Origin of the sequence: Streptomyces sp. MUSC 14, assembly GCF_001866675.1 — a bacterium.
In the GTDB taxonomy this organism is placed as follows: Bacteria; Actinomycetota; Actinomycetes; order Streptomycetales; family Streptomycetaceae; genus Streptomyces.
The window spans coordinates 24,248-38,736 of record NZ_MLYN01000050.1 but is presented as its reverse complement, the minus strand read 5'-3'; the positions used below and the strand labels follow the sequence as shown (position 1 = coordinate 38,736).

The following is a 14,489-nucleotide window of genomic DNA, read 5'->3' as shown; positions in this document are numbered from 1 at the left end:
CTTGAAAACGGACGAAGTTGGGCGCGTCTCAGTCCATCCGGCGGGCCACGCCCAGCAGGCCGGTCTCGGCGTCGGTCGCGCGCGTCACCACGTACTGCCGGTCCCGCTCCGTGCACCAGAGCGTCACGCCGTCGGCCAGCGTGGGCAGCGTGTCGAGGTCCGGACGCGGGAGCCCCATCACCCGCCCGATCTCGGCCGCCTCGTCCGGCGACACCCGCTGCACGCCCACCAGCCGTGCCTGGCGCATCAAGCGGGGTGCCACCGGGCTCAGATAAGGAAGCAGCGTGAGGACGGACTGCCACGGCGCCGACACCACGCGCCCGCGCGGTGGCCGCATGCCGCAGTCGCGCACCACCAGCACCGGCGTCCCGGCCGAGGCGCCCTGCGGGGGCACCCGGCCGACGTCGTACACCGCCAGGCCGTTCTGCCCGCCGCCCATGGCGTGCACCATGTGCATCCAGGCCTGCGCCCGGCCCGTCTCCACGGCCACCCGCGCACCCGTCGCCGCCGCGCGCAGCGCCATGACCTGGGCGGTCCACAGGCCGCCGATGAGCACGATGTCGTACGGCGTCGGGCGGTTCACCCCGAGTACGGCGGGCTGGCCTTCGGCGTTGACGCCGACCACGACGCCGTCGTCGCCCATCGGCAGGGACAGCGTGTCGGCCTGCTCCACAGGCAGGGTGTGCCGCGAGTGGCGGGGGCCGAGGAGGCCGAAGCCCGTGCGCAGCCGCTCACCGAGACCCGGGGCCGAGGACGTCCGGCCCGCCGGCGTGGGCGATGTCGTCATGGTCATCAGCGCGCACCTCCGAGCGGCAGGGTGGCGAGAACGCCGGGAAGTTGTTCACGGTCCAGGCGCGCCAGCCCGGTCCGCTCGCGTCGCGCAGCCTGCTCGAGATCGCGCCGCGCGTCGGTCAGTTCCTGGTTGCTGCGGCCGGTGATGCGCAGATGACCAGTGATGGACACATCCCGCTGCGCTCCCTTGGCGAGCGTCAGGCTGAAGGTCGTCGCGAGCGCTGGCACCTCGGTCAGCTTCGCCACAAGATGCGCCAGCGAGCCGCCGGAGCCGCCCAGTTGGGGCCAGCGGCGCACCCAGTACGTCGTGTGCCGGCGGTTGTCGCAGCGCCAGCTGCGGCTGGACTCCTCGGTGCGGCGCTGCGGGGCCTCGCCCCGCCCGGCCTGCGCCGTCACCATCGGGTTCGCGCACGCGGAGGTGGCGATGGCCGCCGTCAGCTCCTCCTCGGTGAGCACGTTGGCCCGGAAGCCCGCACCCGTCAGGCGACTCGCCAGATGCTCGGCGGAGCGGGCCAGACACTTCTGCGCGCCGAGCAGCCCGCCGCCACGCGCGGCCACCGCCTCCGGGCACAGCTCGGGGTCGAGCTTGAGCGCGATCCACGTGATGCGCACCGCGGGGGCGCCGGTCTCGGCCTGCAAGGGCGCGTAGTTGCTGACCACGACCGACTGCTGGGGAAGGTGCAGCGCGGGCGCGGGCTGGGTGTGCACGACGATCTGCGCCGACTCCAGCTGGATGCCGTCCACTTCGAGGACGTCCCGGACCAGGGAGACCGGCAGCGGCCTGCGGCTGCGCTCGGCGCGCAGCGCGTCCGCGTCGGACTCCACCTGGAGCACGGCGGTCACGAAGCCGCCGTCGCCCACCATGCCGATGGGTCGCTGGTCGCGGTCGTCGCCGCGGCTGTAGCTGTACGTGCGCAGGCTCGGGTCGCACTCCACGGCGGGCGCGAGACCGGAGTCGGTGCCCAGCGGCAGCGGTGTGCTCGCCGCGCGCCGCGTGCGGGCGCGCAGGGCCAGCAGGGTGCTGAGCCATTCCGGCAGCGAGCGCCCCCGGCGTCGAACGACGCCGAGCGCCACGAGCAGCACGGCGAACGGGGCGGCGGCGATCAGCGCCATGGTGCCCACGAGCCAGCCGCACACCAAGATGGCGCACGCGATCTCCAGCAGCACCAGTCGCTGGAGCGCGAACGAACCGCCGCGCCCCGAGCGGGACTCCGGATGCGGCGCGAAGGTGCCCTGGTGCGGCCTGCGTGCCTGCTGAGCGGGCGGCTGGGAGGAAGACGCGTCACGGCCGCCCGCCCGGCGGGCGCCGCCCGAGCGAGACCTCGATTGCGATCGCGATCGCGTCCGCGTTGCGGAAGCCATCAGTCCAAAACCCCCGAACTCTCCCGGAAACCCTTGCGCTCCGGTCCCTGCAAGCCGTGTGCACCCTACCCGTGCCACCAGCACCTCCGCGCAACAGGCATAGTAGGGGGCGGGTCTGACAGTTGAGGCACCAGAGGCAACCGAGGCGGGGGACGGATCTTCACAGGTTCCCCACGGCTCCGCAACGGGGAGAGAGCGGACACAGATGGCATCACGGCGGGACGAACTCAACGCCTACACCTTCGCGAAGCGCCGTACGCTCGCGTCATTTCTCCAGCCTTCTCCCACCGGCTCCGAGGAGGGTGCGCCCAAGCCGCTGGGCGCGCTGGTGCCCGGTCTCGTCGTCGGCGCCGTCGTCCTCGCGGTGTTCGGGGGCATCGGCATGTTCAGCCCGACCGCGCCCAAGGGCTGGGACACACCTGAGGCACACGTCATCGTCGCCAGTAAGTCGACCACCCGGTACGTCGTGCTGAAGACGGGCAACCAGGCCCAGCTCCACCCGGTCCTCAACATGGCGTCGGCCAAGCTCCTGATGGACCCGAACAGCGGCAGCGTCATCACCGTCGACGAGAAGATTCTCGACAGCGGCAAGCCCCCGCACGGCGCGACCATCGGCATCCCCTACGCCCCCGACCGCCTGCCCTCGGCGGACGAGGCGTCGGACGCCAAGCGCTGGGCGGTCTGCGAGCGCCCCGGTGACGGCGGCCGGGCCATCCAGAAGGCGGCGTTCGTCCTCGCGAAGAAGGAGTGGCCCAAGACAGAAGGATCCGCCAAGCTCACCGGCGGAGACCTGATGTACGTCGTCGGCCCGGACGGCAAGACCCAGTACGTCGTGGATGCCCAGGGCACGGCGTACGAGATCGAGAAGTCGGGCGGCGCGGACAACCGGGAGCTGCTCAGGGCCCTCGACACCCAGGGCCGCGCCCCGCAGCGTGTCTCGCAGGACTGGCTCGACACCCTGCACAAGGGCTCCTCGATCGCGATCCCGCCCATCCAGGGCAAGCCCGGCCAGAAGGCGAACGCCTCCAGCCTGCTGGGCGAGTACGACAAGGTCGGCGAGGTCGTGAAGGCGTACGACGGCCAGATGATGCGCTATTACGTCGTGCTCCAGGGGAAGGTGGCCGGCATCTCCGAGTTCACGGCCACACTGCTCCTCAACAGCGGCGCCCTCGGCGGCACCGGCCAGGCCGGCGAGGCACAGCAGGTCGCCCCCGCCGCGGTCGCCGACAGCGAGACGTTCTCGGAGCAGCAGAACTGGCCGACGTACAAGCCGCGCATGGTCAACGACGGCTCGCACACCACCAGCGGTCGCAACACGATCTGCAACGTCCTGAACTCCGTCGGCACCGACGGCAGCACCACCCTGTCGACCTGGGCGGGCACCGACTTCCCCGCCCAGCTGCCCACCGGCTCCTCCAGCGCGTACGCCACGCCGGGCTCCGGCCAGCTCTACCGCCAGTTCCAGGGCACGGAGACCTCGGTCGGCGGCGTCTTCCTGGTCACCGACACGGGCCTGCGCTACGCCCTGCAGTCCAACAGCGACAGCGCCACCGACGACAAGGGCATCGGCACCTCCGCGCAGCAGCGCAAGGACGAGCTGAGCGAGGCCAAGATCGCCCAGATCCGGCTCGGCTACGAGAAGGTGACCCCCGCCCCCATCCCCATGGCGTGGTCGACGTTCCTGCCGACGGGCCCGCGCCTGTCCGAGGCCGCGGCACGGCAGCCGCAGGGCTCGTGACGGCGAAGCGGCGGAGGAGAGCGGACTCATGCTGAAGGCAAGGATGCCGGGGACCGGGAATCCCGTGTCGACGGCCGGAGCAATGGTGCCCCGCGCGGTACCGGCTCGTACGGCGGTGGCTCGTACGGCGGTGACGGCGGCCGCGGTGGCGCTCACCGCGACGACCACTGTGATCGCGCTCCCCGCCGCCCCTGCCCGGGCGGACGACGGTCAGTGCACGTTCCCGTCGAAGAACTACTCCGGCCGACCATGGGCGCTGCAACGCGTCAACCTGGACGAGCTGTGGGCGGTTTCGACGGGCAAGAACGTCGAGGTGGCCGTGATCGACACCGGGGTCGACGTCAAGAACCCACAGCTCAGCAAGGCCGTGGAGGTGTCCAAGGGTGAGAACCTGCTGAAGGACAAGAACTCCAAGGGCGAGAAGATCGACCGCGGCAACAACTCCGGCACCACGGACACCGTCGGCCACGGCACCCGCGTGGCGGGCATCATCGCGGCCCGCAAGGCATCGGGCACGGGCTTCGTCGGCCTGGCCCCGGACGCGAAGATCATCCCGATCAAGCAGAACGACGCGGACGGCGACGGCACGACGGAGACGCTGGCCGCGGCGATCACGGACGCGGTCAAAAAGGGCGCGGACGTCATCAACATCTCCCAGGACACGGCCAACGCGGTCGCGGGCGGCCAGGCGTTGCTGGACGCCGTGAACTACGCCCTGGAACACAAGGTCGTCGTCGTCGCCTCAGCCGGCAACGACGGCTTGGGGGGCAACGTCAAGGTGACGTACCCGGCGTCGTACCCGGGCGTCCTGGCAGTGGCGGCATCCGACCGCAACAACGAACGCGCTCCCTTTTCACAGTCGGGAGATTTCGTGGGGGTCGCCGCACCCGGTGTCGACATGATCTCCACCGTTCCCGGCGGCGGCCACTGCTCGGACAACGGCACCAGCTTCTCGGCGCCGTACGTGGCGGGTGTCGCAGCCCTGCTCAAGTCCAAGTACCCGAACTGGTCGGCCCAGCAGGTCGTCGCCCAGATCGAACAGACCGCGGAACGCTCGATCCCGGGGCACGACCGGCTGGTGGGCTGGGGCGTCGTGGACCCGGTGAAGGCGCTGACGGACGTCGACCCGGAGCACCCCGTGGCATCCCCCTCGCCCGAGGACGGCGTGGTCAGAGGAGAGGCGCCGTCCGTCACGCCCCTGCACATGGGTGAGACGGCCCAGGAACGGGACACCCGTATGTCCACCTACGTGGTGGTCGGAAGCCTCGTCATGGTGGCGGGCCTGAGCGGCACCGCCGTCGCGGTCCGCGACGCGCGCCGCCGGCGCGAGGGGCGGCTGAAGACCGGCTGATGAACACCCTGGACAAACCGAACGTCCCGCTCCTGATCGGGGCCGCCGTGCCCCTGGCCATGGCCTGCGTGAAGGCGCACCGGGTACGTGCCTGGCGCGAGAGCATCAACCCATCGGCCCCGAGGTCCCCGACTCCGCCCTCGCCGTCGCGCGCGTCGTCCTCGTGAGCATGGCCGGTATCGGCTTCTTCACGGCCGTCCAGGGCTTCGGCGTCTCCGACGGCATGTCATGGAACGACCACGAACTGACCAGCGCGGTATAGCAGGCCGCGGACGACCTGGACGGCTACCGCTTCACGGCCGACGACTCCGGCACGTCCCCCTACTTCGACGACTACGCGTCGCTGCTGGAGGAGAAGGTGACCCGGTACGGTGGCGCGGACGCGTCGTTCTGCACGCACACAGCGAGCGCGGCCGGTTGCCGAAGGACGACTACACGCCGCCGGGGATCGGCGGTGAAGAAGGCGCTCCGACGTACCGCGGGTACCGGCTGACGGTGACAGCGCGCAGCGCGCGGCGGGGAGTGCTGACCGGGGGAGTTCGGGCAAGGGCAGTACTGGCAGAGGCCTGCGTCAAAGCCTGCCGAAGACCACTTCGCGCCGGCTCCAGCCCAACTTCAGAACGGTGTCGCGCAGCGGCTCGCGCAACTCGGCGCCGTTGAAGCCGAAGGCCTCCGTCAACTCCGGCCGACCACCCTCCCCACGTCCGATGGTCCACTCGCGACTGACGGTCTGGCTCGGCCCTCGCGTGTACTCCGACATCACCTCGAGCCTCGTCGGATGCCCGACACGCTTGACCTCCCACTGCTCCTCAAGCGCGCGCAGCTCATGCTCCCTGTGATCCAGGCGCATCCGGATCCACCCGGCATGACTGATCCGGGACTGCACGAAGACCTGCTTCCAGACGGGCTCCGTCAACCGCCACTCCGCCAGCAGGTCACACCGTTTCCCACCGCCGTGCCGGATGACGTACGGACGATCGGGCTGATCGAGACCGAGCAGGGCCTCCCGCAACTCCTCGGCGGGGACGGGAGAAACCCCCTCCGGGAGGCGTCGGGTGCCGGTCAGTTTGCCGAAGAGTGCCAATGGGGCCAGCTCATGAGCGGGGGAGCGCCGGGACGTGGGTCAGCCGGCGGCCGGGGATACCTTGTCGTCGGCCTTGATGCCGAAGTTGATCTGGTCTCCTTTGACGGAGGACACCGTGACCGTCACCCCGAGCGTGCTGCCGTCGGCCGCGGTCAGCTTGCATCGGGTGGTGGTGCCGACCTTGCCGGCGAGATCCTCGGGGCAGGTGATGTTCGGCTTCGGCTGACCGGTTTGCGCGGCGAGCTTCTCGGAGACGGTGGTGGCGAGCTTGTCGGCGGACAGCTTCGGCTCGGTCTTCTTGCCCACGCTCACGGAGGCCGAGCAGCCGACGAGCAGTACACCGACGGCCATGGCCGAGAGGCTCCAGGCTGCTGCGGTTACGCGACCTGTGGTCATGTGGGGACTCCATTTCAGGGACCAAGAACAGAGGGCAACCCGAAGAATACTTGGAGCGTTGCACCTGCCATGAGCCAGGAGTGATTCCATAACTCCTTCACTTCTTGACCGTATCTCAACCTTATTCAAGAGGGTGCGGCATCAAATGTGTGTCCGGGGTGTGAGGAAGCACTTCTCCAGAGCGTTGGGCGGCAGGGGTCGTGTGGGGGTGATGCGACGTTGGATCTGCGGGGCCATGCCGGTGCTAGCCTGATTCGGCTGGTCGCCAAGACGTCTGGTGGCAACCGGGGTTGAGGATGAAGAAGAGAAACGGGGGATCTCGTGACGTCTGATCTGGGAGTGGGGCCAGGAGTCCTGAAGAAGGGGGCGTCGGACATTCTGGACTGCCTCACGCCCGTCGAGAAAGTGGACTTGGGGGGACCGTCCGGGCAGGGCTCCGCGATCGGGGACGACGGCGCCGCCGCCGCTCTGCTCACGTTCTGCGCTACGTGGCAGTTGGGGGCCCAGTACCTCGCCGACAGTGCGGCGACTTTGGCGGGTGGGCTGAACCAGGCCAACGGTGATTACACGGAAACGGACCAGGCCATCCGCGACGCGGCGAATTCGGTTAGCACGGAACTGAGTTAGAGACGGGGAATCCCAATCCATGGCAACCGCACTCGGGTCGACGACGGATCCCAAGGGGCTAGTCCCAGGTGACCCCAAGACGCTGCACGACCTCGCCACCACTCTCACCGGCTGGTCGAAGAAGTTCAACAAGGTCGGCGACGGTCTGCGAGACCTGAAGATACCGGGTTGGGCCGGCCAGGCCCATGACGTCTTCTGGCCTGTCCTGTCCAAGGAGAAGACCAACTGGTACTTCGCGGCCGACGCGATGTCGGACGCGGCTTCGGCGGTCACCTCGTACGCCGGCATGCTGAGCTGGGCGCAGGGCCAGGCCACGACGGCGATCGGGCAGTGGAAGTCCGGGGATCACGAAGCGGCGCAAACGACACTGGATTCCGCGCTCAAGCAGCTCAAGCCCGAGGCCGACAAGCTCACCAAGAAGCTGAAAGACCTCGCGGGGGGTGCGGCCCACAGCCCTGGCTGGCTCGTGGCGCTTCGTTCACAGGTTGATGACCTCAAGTGGATGAAGGATCACGGGGTCGGGAAGACCAGCCAGAAGCGTTGGAGCACGACGAAGGAGAAGTGGCTGGAGGACGAAGCCGGCCGGTGGCACCAGAAGAAGGAATGGGGCAGGGATACAGAAGGCAACTGGTTCATCCGGGACAAGCCGCCGCCGGCCGACGATGACGAGGCGGCGGGATCCGGCAAGAAGCCGAACGTGACCGTCAAGATCGCCGAGTGGACGGGCAAGGCAGACGTCTGGTCGGCGAACACCAGTGGAAAGGCATCGTGGGGTGGTGCCAACTGGCAGGATAACGCTGGTCTGTCTGTACTCGGCGTGAACGGAACGGCCGGTGCGAGCTACACCAACGGGCGACTGCAGGCTGGTGTTTCGGGGAACGCGTATCTGGTGCAGGGCACCGCAAGCGGCAGCGTGACGTACGGTCTGGCCACGGCCCAGGGAAACGCGAAGGCCTATGTCGGGGCGGACGCCTCCGCGAATGTGGGCGTCGGCAAAGACGGCTTGCATGCTGGCGCGGAGGCGTTCGCCGGAGCCAAGGCAACCGGTACGGTCTCCGGCGATGTCGCTGGTGTGGGCGCCGGTGTGACTGGTGAGGCATGGGCGGGCGTAGGTGCTTCCGCTGACGTCGACGCGGGAATGAAGGACGGCAAGTTCACCGTCGGTGGCAATCTTGGAGTCGGTCTGGGTATCGGTGGCAAGGTCTCCTTCGATGTCACCGTCGATCCCAGCAAGGTGCTCAACTCGGTCGATGACGCGGCCGACGCGGTGGGTAGCGCGGCAGGCTCCGTCTGGGACCACACGCTCGGCGGGCTGCTCTAGCCTGGGTCGTAGTTCACTGTAAGGAGTAGGTTCACCATGGCCGCCACACTGCCGGTCAAGATCTCGTTCTCGTTGCCAGAGGGCTGGCGTGCTGCGCCGCCGGACGAGGTGGGAGCACCGGGCGCCGCTTTTGTCGCGCTCCATCCCGCCTCGATCGACGGTTTCACGGCAAACATCTCCATCGCCGGCGGGATGCGCAACGACAGTGCCACCATGTGGCAGATCGCCGACGAGTCGGTCCAGAGGCTGGGACAAGTGGGAACTGTCGAGGTCGTCAAGAAGACCGAGGTGGGCACGCCGGACATCCCGGGTCTCACGGATGCTCCTGGTGTGGTCCAGAATCTCCTCCTGCACACCACCCTGCGGGGAGAGCCGTTGGAACTGTTTCAGAGCCAGGTGTACCTCGGTATGGAGGACGTCAAGAATCCGGCCAACCGCGCGGTGATCGAACTCGTCCTCACCGCGAAGCCCACCCAGCTCGGTGCGGTGCTTGACGACTTCAAGACGTTTCTGCGGACTGTACGACCGGCCGAGGAAGACCCCAGCGCCCCCGCCTAGAAAGACGTGTGCCCCTTGTCCCGGTAAGTCGTCTTCACCGTGACAAGGGGCATATCGATTGCTCAGGTCGTGACCCAAGCCTGTGCCGGAATCCTCTCCAGGACATCGCACACGTAGTTCAGCTTCTCGTCGATGGCTTGCGGGGACATAGTGCCTGTGTACCAGGTAAACAGCTCGTTGCCGCGGATCTGGAGAGGGGACTTCTCAGCGCGGGGGTCCGAGAGCAGGAAGGTCACCACGGCACTACTCAAGGTGCGTCGGGCAAGTTCATCGTCCCCGGAGACGATTCGGAATTTCTGGTCGAATTCCGGTACTCCCAGCTCCATCTTGACTCTTCGGTCAAGCATCGCGTCCAGCCGACTCGGAGGAAGTATCGCCACAGACGGGCCCGAGCCTGGAGCTGTGACGACGAAAACCGTCTCGATGATGGGCTGCTCGCGATCCACGGCGTTAGCAGATGTCATGGGATTGGTGTAGCGGTGTTCGAAACACTTGAAGAGTCGGCCACGGAACTCCCCAGCAGTGTAGTGCCAGGCAGTCAGATTGCTCCCCCTCCCGGGCATTGGTCCGACTCCGCAATACTGGTCAATTTGCCCGCCCGTGCGCGTCGCGTACGTCCAGCCGCGTTCCGCAGCGATACCGGCGAGCTGCTTGTGATCTTTCTTGATCTGCGCTTCCTTCTTGCGTCCCCGCGCGGATACGGTGAACACAAGGATGAACATGCCCGCGATGAAGGAGAACAGCAGTACCTTCACCACGATCCCAGCCAGTTGGTCCATGGCCCCAGATTATGGCTGGCGCGGGCCACGCGGTGACCGGAGCGTTTCACTTGGCCGTGGGCATGTGAAGCCTGAGTCGAGGCTCGGCCGCCGGTCGGCCGCTGACACATCGCTCTGACGTGCCGCGTGTGGAAGTTCTGCAAAGGTTCAAGTGATGTCGTCCGGCCTGGCGTGATCGCGTCAGGAGTGGCTCACGCCTGAGGTGCGCATGGCCGACGGCCCACTCATCGCCCGGTCGCACACGCGTAAATCCGGCAAACCGCTGCGTCCGGCCCAGTGTCGTAACCGAGTCAATACATATGCCGGTTGGACCCGTTGAGCAGGTTGACTACAGTGGTCAGGTGCGTTGAGACGCGGCTTGCGTTGCGGTCGTACGGCGGGTGGATGGTCCGCCTCGGCCCGGTCGTGGGGCGCTGGTGTACGGGGAAACGGGGAGGAACATGAGCGGGGGCGAGCCGGCGGCGAACCTCAAGGTCAGCGCTGACGCTCTGACGCAGTTCGTCAGCACGGTGGACGGCGTTCTGAAGGAACTTGAGGGGTCGGCCGGCAATCCGACGCGAGTCGGAGACCAGACGATCCGGCACACGTCGCTCCGCAGCGGGTCTGCAGGCTTCCATGAGGCCGATGCTCTGTACGGGACGTTCAATCAGGTCCACCAGGCTCTCACGAACCTGTCCAAGACCCTGCATCTGCAGATCGAGGCGATCGGTATCGCTGTCCAGGGTGCGAACGGCACCTTCAACGACCTCGAGGAAGAGCAGCGTCGCAGGTTCTACGAGATCCAGGCGGAGATCAGGAACCTCAATCCGCAGGGCGAGAAGAACACTGGTGGTGGCGAGAAGGGAGGGCTCTGACGATGACCGACAAGTACAAAGCGGACATGGAACGGGTCTCCGCGGAGAACAAATTCACCGACCTCGCCCGGGGCATCGGGGATGGGCCCAGCACCGGCGGTCTCTTCTTCGATCCGGTCGAGATGCTCCGCTCCTTGGCCAAGGCCACCCCGTACGGGCAGGCCATGGTCAAGCGTACGGAATTCGACGAATATGACCTCAACGCAATGCTCGACCTGGTGGAGCGGACGAACCCGGAGGATCTGGAGTCGTCCGGTCGGGCACTCTGGGACGCGCGCGATGCCATCAAGAAGGCAGCTGACACTCTCAAGGGCAAGTTCGACACGGTCCCCTGGGTGGGCAAGTCAGGGGACAGCTTCCGCAAGTGGGGCGGCGACCTTGTTAAACACACGCATGGGCTCGCTGACTTCGCGGGCGGAGCCGGTGACTCGATCACCGCTGCCGCTGAGGGGCTGGCGTCTGTCAGCAACGCAATGAAGATTCCCCGCGATACGAGACAGGTTTCGAAGCGGCCCGATAAATTCACGGCTGCCGAAAAGGTTTCGGACAAAGAAGGCTATGCCACCGCCGTAACGGTGGAGAAGCACCGCCAGGAGGCGGTCAACCAGATGAACCGGCTGGCGTCGTACTACGCGGTGTCGACCCAGTCGCTGCAGGACTTGCACAAGAGCGCGCCTGACTTCGGTAACCTCCCGAACGTCGGGGTACCCAGGCCCGGCCCCTATGTCGATTCTGCTTCCCAGGGCTCCGCTTCGCACGGTTACCGAGGCGCGGACTCAAGCGTGATCGGAGGGCATCACGCGACGGTGGAGCCAGTGCGTCACGCGGTTGCGCCCGATGCAAGCGGCAAGCCGACGCCTGTAAACCACGTCACGGTCCCAGTCAGGCACTCCGAGGCGCCGGTCGGTACGCACATCGACACCACCGGCACGCTGCCGCCGCCCACGACTACGTCGCCCGGGCCCAGCCACACTCCGCCGGTCACGGGCACTCCTCCCACGACTGGCAGCCAACCCAATTTGTTTGACGGCGGTGGCTTCAGACTGCCCATGCCCAACTCCACCTCGGGTCGGAGCTTGAGCGGCGCCGGTGGGTTCCGTAATCCTCCGACTGCTCAGGCACGCGCGGGTACGTCCGAGTTGACCAATCCGGGCTCCGGGCGCTCCGCAGGGCGAGGGCCCACGGACCAGGTGGGCCGCGCTACATCGACTGGCCAGTCCGCGGCCAAGGGCACCGCTTCCGGACCGAGCACGTCCTCTCCCATGGGCCGAGGAGTCACGGGTGGTACGCCGCGCCCCGCAGGTACGGCAGCATCGCGCGCGACGAACGGGCCGGCCACCGGCGCTGGCCGCACCAACGGCGTCGTCGGGGGGCGGCCCTCCACGGCGAATCCGTCGTCGAAGAACGGGTCACGGATTCCGCGTGGCACGGTCATCGGTGGCGACGAAGAGACGAACTCCCGGCCCACGACTGGCCGCCTCGGCCAGCGCGGCGTCTTCGGGGCGCCCGAGTCGGAGTCCGCGGCGCGGCCTGGCGCGGGTACGACTGGATCCCGCTCCCGTGCTGGAGCGTCCGAGGTCGTCACCGGACGGCCGAGTGCGCGCACGTCCGCGGTGGGAGCCGAGCGCAACGGCATGACCCGTGGCGGTGCAGGTCTCACGCGCGGCGCAGGCCACAACGGACGGCCCGGCGAGCAACGGAAGACGGACGGTACACCGCGGCCCGACTACCTGGTCGAAGACGAAGAGACGCACCTGCCGAACAACCCCCGGCGCGACGTGCCGCCGGTCATCAACTGAACGCGAGCGAGGGTATTCAACGTCATGGAGTCAGGGATCAGCCGACGAGCCGAGCAGGCTGAGCTCCGCAGGGTGCACCGCGGAAGACGAGTGCGCGTGGTGGGTGCAGTTGTCGGCGCCCTGACCGTTGTGACTGTGGGCTTGGCCCCAGGCGCCACTGCGTCCGACGAGCAGTCGAAGCAGTGGTACCTGGGCCCCATGCAAGCCGAACAGATGTGGAAGGTGAGCACGGGGAAGGGCGTCAAGATCGCGGTCATCGACTCCGGGGTGAACGCGAACACGCCATCGCTCAAGGGGCAAGTCCTGACCGATGAGGTCCCCAAGCAGGTGGCTTACCACGCGACGGACGACTACTTGGGCCACGGCACGACCATGGCCGAGCTGATCGCAGGTACCGGGGCGGGCGGTGGGCTGAAGGGGCTGGCACCAGACGCGAAAATCGTTCCGTACCGTATCCAGCTCGACGGCCTAAAAGGGGCGAAGGAAAAGTCCCAGACTCCGGGTTTCGATCTGGCGCTCAGAGCCGCTGCCGATACCGACGTAAAGATAATCAACATCTCGCTCGGCGGTCTGATCGGCAATGAAGATGAGGCTGCGGTCAAATACGCGCTCTCGAAGGGCAAGTTGTTGATCGCGTCAGTGGGTAACGACGGCAAGAATGGCCAAGTCGATTACCCCGCGGGGTACCCATACGTTTTCGGTGTTGCATCCGTCGGCGAGTCCCTCAAGGTGTCGAACTTTTCCTCAAGTGGAGGCTTTGCCGATGTGGCAGCTCCTGGTGAGGGATATCCTGGCTGGTGTGACGGTACATTTCGTTCGTATTGTGACAATCAAAAAGGTACCAGTTCAGCCACCGCCCTCACCTCTGCCGCCGCTGCCCTGATCTGGTCCGCACACCCCGACTGGACCATCTACCAGGTTGAACGGGCCCTCCTCGATACCGCTGGGCGTACCTGGCCGAAGGACAATCCGAGCAAGTACCTCGGCTACGGAGTCATCCGTCCCCGCGTCGTGCTGGCGGACAAGAACTACGACCCCGGCCCCGCCGATGTCGATCCGCTCCAGAAGCAGGACGGTCACGAGTGGGCAAGCGTGGCCCCTGTCGCCCCTAAAACCTCCTCTTCTCCTTCTGCATCAGCCACGTCACAAGCCCAACAAAAGGGTTCCACCGGCTCGACCTCGGCGGCAGGATCGAGCGCGGGGTCGTCAAATGGCGGCAGTAGCAACACCACTTGGATCGCACTGGGCGCCGTCGGTGCGGTCGTCGTGATCGGCGGCGGCGCATGGGCTCTCGCGCGGGCACGACGCACCAGGTGACGTCCTGAGCTGTTGACAGCCGTACCGGCCCAATGCAGTTCGGACAGAACGGGCACTGCGTGTTCACCGCTGGGGGCAACAGCCAACAGCGGTGAGCCGAAACCAACAGATCAACAACAGACACACGAAAGGCAGGGCCGATCATGGCCGGCGGAAAGCAGAAGCTTCACGATGATCCGGTAGTCCAACTCGAGAAGCAGATGGTGGAGAAGTACGACAACATCCGGAAGAACGTGCACGTTCTCCAGGGTGTCATCGACCACCTCGAGGGCCAGTGGCACGGTATCGGCCGCGCCGCGTTCGACAAGAAGCAGTTCGAGATCAACGAGTCGCTGCAGAACATCGGCAACATCCTCGCCGACGTCATCGAGTCGATGAGCACGGCGCGCAGTATCAAGAACAGCAAGGAAGACGAGGTCCGCGCGTCGGTCCACAAGATCGACCTCCAGGACGGCGCTCCCACTGTTCCGACGTCTTCCCTCAGCCACTACTGAGTCGAGCGAGACAGAGA

General features: G+C 67.0%; 13 protein-coding genes. 8 read left to right on the top strand and 5 right to left on the bottom strand.

Annotation, left to right across the window (positions count from 1 at the left end; all coding sequences use genetic code 11):
* Positions 1-28: 28 nt before the first annotated feature.
* Both BIV25_RS30315 and eccE read right to left on the bottom strand, forming a co-directional pair.
* On the bottom strand, positions 29-793 hold the full coding sequence (locus BIV25_RS30315) for a hypothetical protein (protein ID WP_071375650.1): 765 nt from the start codon (positions 791-793) through the stop codon (positions 29-31).
* Entirely contained in the window at positions 793-2,154 is a 1,362-nt protein-coding gene (gene eccE / locus BIV25_RS30310) for a type VII secretion protein EccE (protein WP_079176980.1), read from the bottom strand. The genes BIV25_RS30315 and eccE overlap by 1 nt, the downstream gene beginning before the upstream one ends.
* 205 nt (positions 2,155-2,359) lie before the next feature.
* Between eccE and eccB the strand changes: the two genes are divergently transcribed.
* Both eccB and mycP read left to right on the top strand, forming a co-directional pair.
* Positions 2,360-3,892, top strand: coding sequence for a type VII secretion protein EccB (eccB, locus tag BIV25_RS30305; protein ID WP_071375648.1), 1,533 nt, complete (start codon positions 2,360-2,362; stop codon positions 3,890-3,892).
* Between the two features lie 82 nt (positions 3,893-3,974).
* Positions 3,975-5,243 carry a type VII secretion-associated serine protease mycosin gene (mycP, locus tag BIV25_RS30300; RefSeq protein ID WP_079176979.1) on the top strand — a complete coding sequence of 423 codons (1,269 nt, stop codon included), beginning with the start codon at positions 3,975-3,977 and terminating at the stop codon, positions 5,241-5,243.
* 571 nt (positions 5,244-5,814) lie between these two features.
* Here the strand turns inward: mycP and BIV25_RS30295 are convergent.
* The gene (locus BIV25_RS30295) at positions 5,815-6,255 is read right to left on the bottom strand and encodes a hypothetical protein (protein ID WP_371273081.1); all 441 of its coding nucleotides are present in this window, start codon (positions 6,253-6,255) and stop codon (positions 5,815-5,817) included.
* Positions 6,256-6,366: 111 nt separating this feature from the next.
* The gene (locus tag BIV25_RS30290) at positions 6,367-6,723 is read right to left on the bottom strand and encodes a DUF4333 domain-containing protein (RefSeq protein ID WP_071375646.1); all 357 of its coding nucleotides are present in this window, start codon (positions 6,721-6,723) and stop codon (positions 6,367-6,369) included.
* Positions 6,724-7,369: 646 nt separating this feature from the next.
* Between BIV25_RS30290 and BIV25_RS30280 the strand changes: the two genes are divergently transcribed.
* Together BIV25_RS30280 and BIV25_RS30275 are read left to right on the top strand one after the other, a co-directional pair.
* Positions 7,370-8,671, top strand: a complete 1,302-nt coding sequence (locus BIV25_RS30280; RefSeq protein WP_071375644.1) for a putative T7SS-secreted protein — start codon at positions 7,370-7,372, stop codon at positions 8,669-8,671.
* 36 nt (positions 8,672-8,707) lie between these two features.
* On the top strand, positions 8,708-9,229 hold the full coding sequence (locus tag BIV25_RS30275) for a hypothetical protein (protein ID WP_177235471.1): 522 nt from the start codon (positions 8,708-8,710) through the stop codon (positions 9,227-9,229).
* A gap of 62 nt (positions 9,230-9,291) precedes the next feature.
* On the opposite strand, the gene BIV25_RS30270 is transcribed toward BIV25_RS30275, so the two are convergent.
* Positions 9,292-10,008 carry a hypothetical protein gene (locus tag BIV25_RS30270; RefSeq protein ID WP_071375643.1) on the bottom strand — a complete coding sequence of 239 codons (717 nt, stop codon included), beginning with the start codon at positions 10,006-10,008 and terminating at the stop codon, positions 9,292-9,294.
* A 440-nt stretch (positions 10,009-10,448) separates the two neighbouring features.
* Here BIV25_RS30270 and BIV25_RS30265 point away from each other — a divergent pair, with 440 nt between their 5' ends.
* The 4 genes from BIV25_RS30265 (at position 10,449) to BIV25_RS30255 (ending at position 14,472) form a co-directional block, all read left to right on the top strand.
* Positions 10,449-10,862 carry a hypothetical protein gene (locus BIV25_RS30265; protein WP_071375642.1) on the top strand — a complete coding sequence of 138 codons (414 nt, stop codon included), beginning with the start codon at positions 10,449-10,451 and terminating at the stop codon, positions 10,860-10,862.
* A 2-nt stretch (positions 10,863-10,864) separates the two neighbouring features.
* Entirely contained in the window at positions 10,865-12,661 is a 1,797-nt protein-coding gene (locus tag BIV25_RS30260; RefSeq protein WP_071375641.1) for a hypothetical protein, read from the top strand.
* A gap of 90 nt (positions 12,662-12,751) precedes the next feature.
* The gene (locus BIV25_RS47890; protein WP_305729336.1) at positions 12,752-13,978 is read left to right on the top strand and encodes a S8 family serine peptidase; all 1,227 of its coding nucleotides are present in this window, start codon (positions 12,752-12,754) and stop codon (positions 13,976-13,978) included.
* Between the two features lie 200 nt (positions 13,979-14,178).
* Positions 14,179-14,472: a hypothetical protein gene (locus BIV25_RS30255; RefSeq protein WP_358652991.1), complete on the top strand. Its 294-nt coding sequence runs from the start codon at positions 14,179-14,181 to the stop codon at positions 14,470-14,472.
* Positions 14,473-14,489: the final 17 nt, after the last annotated feature.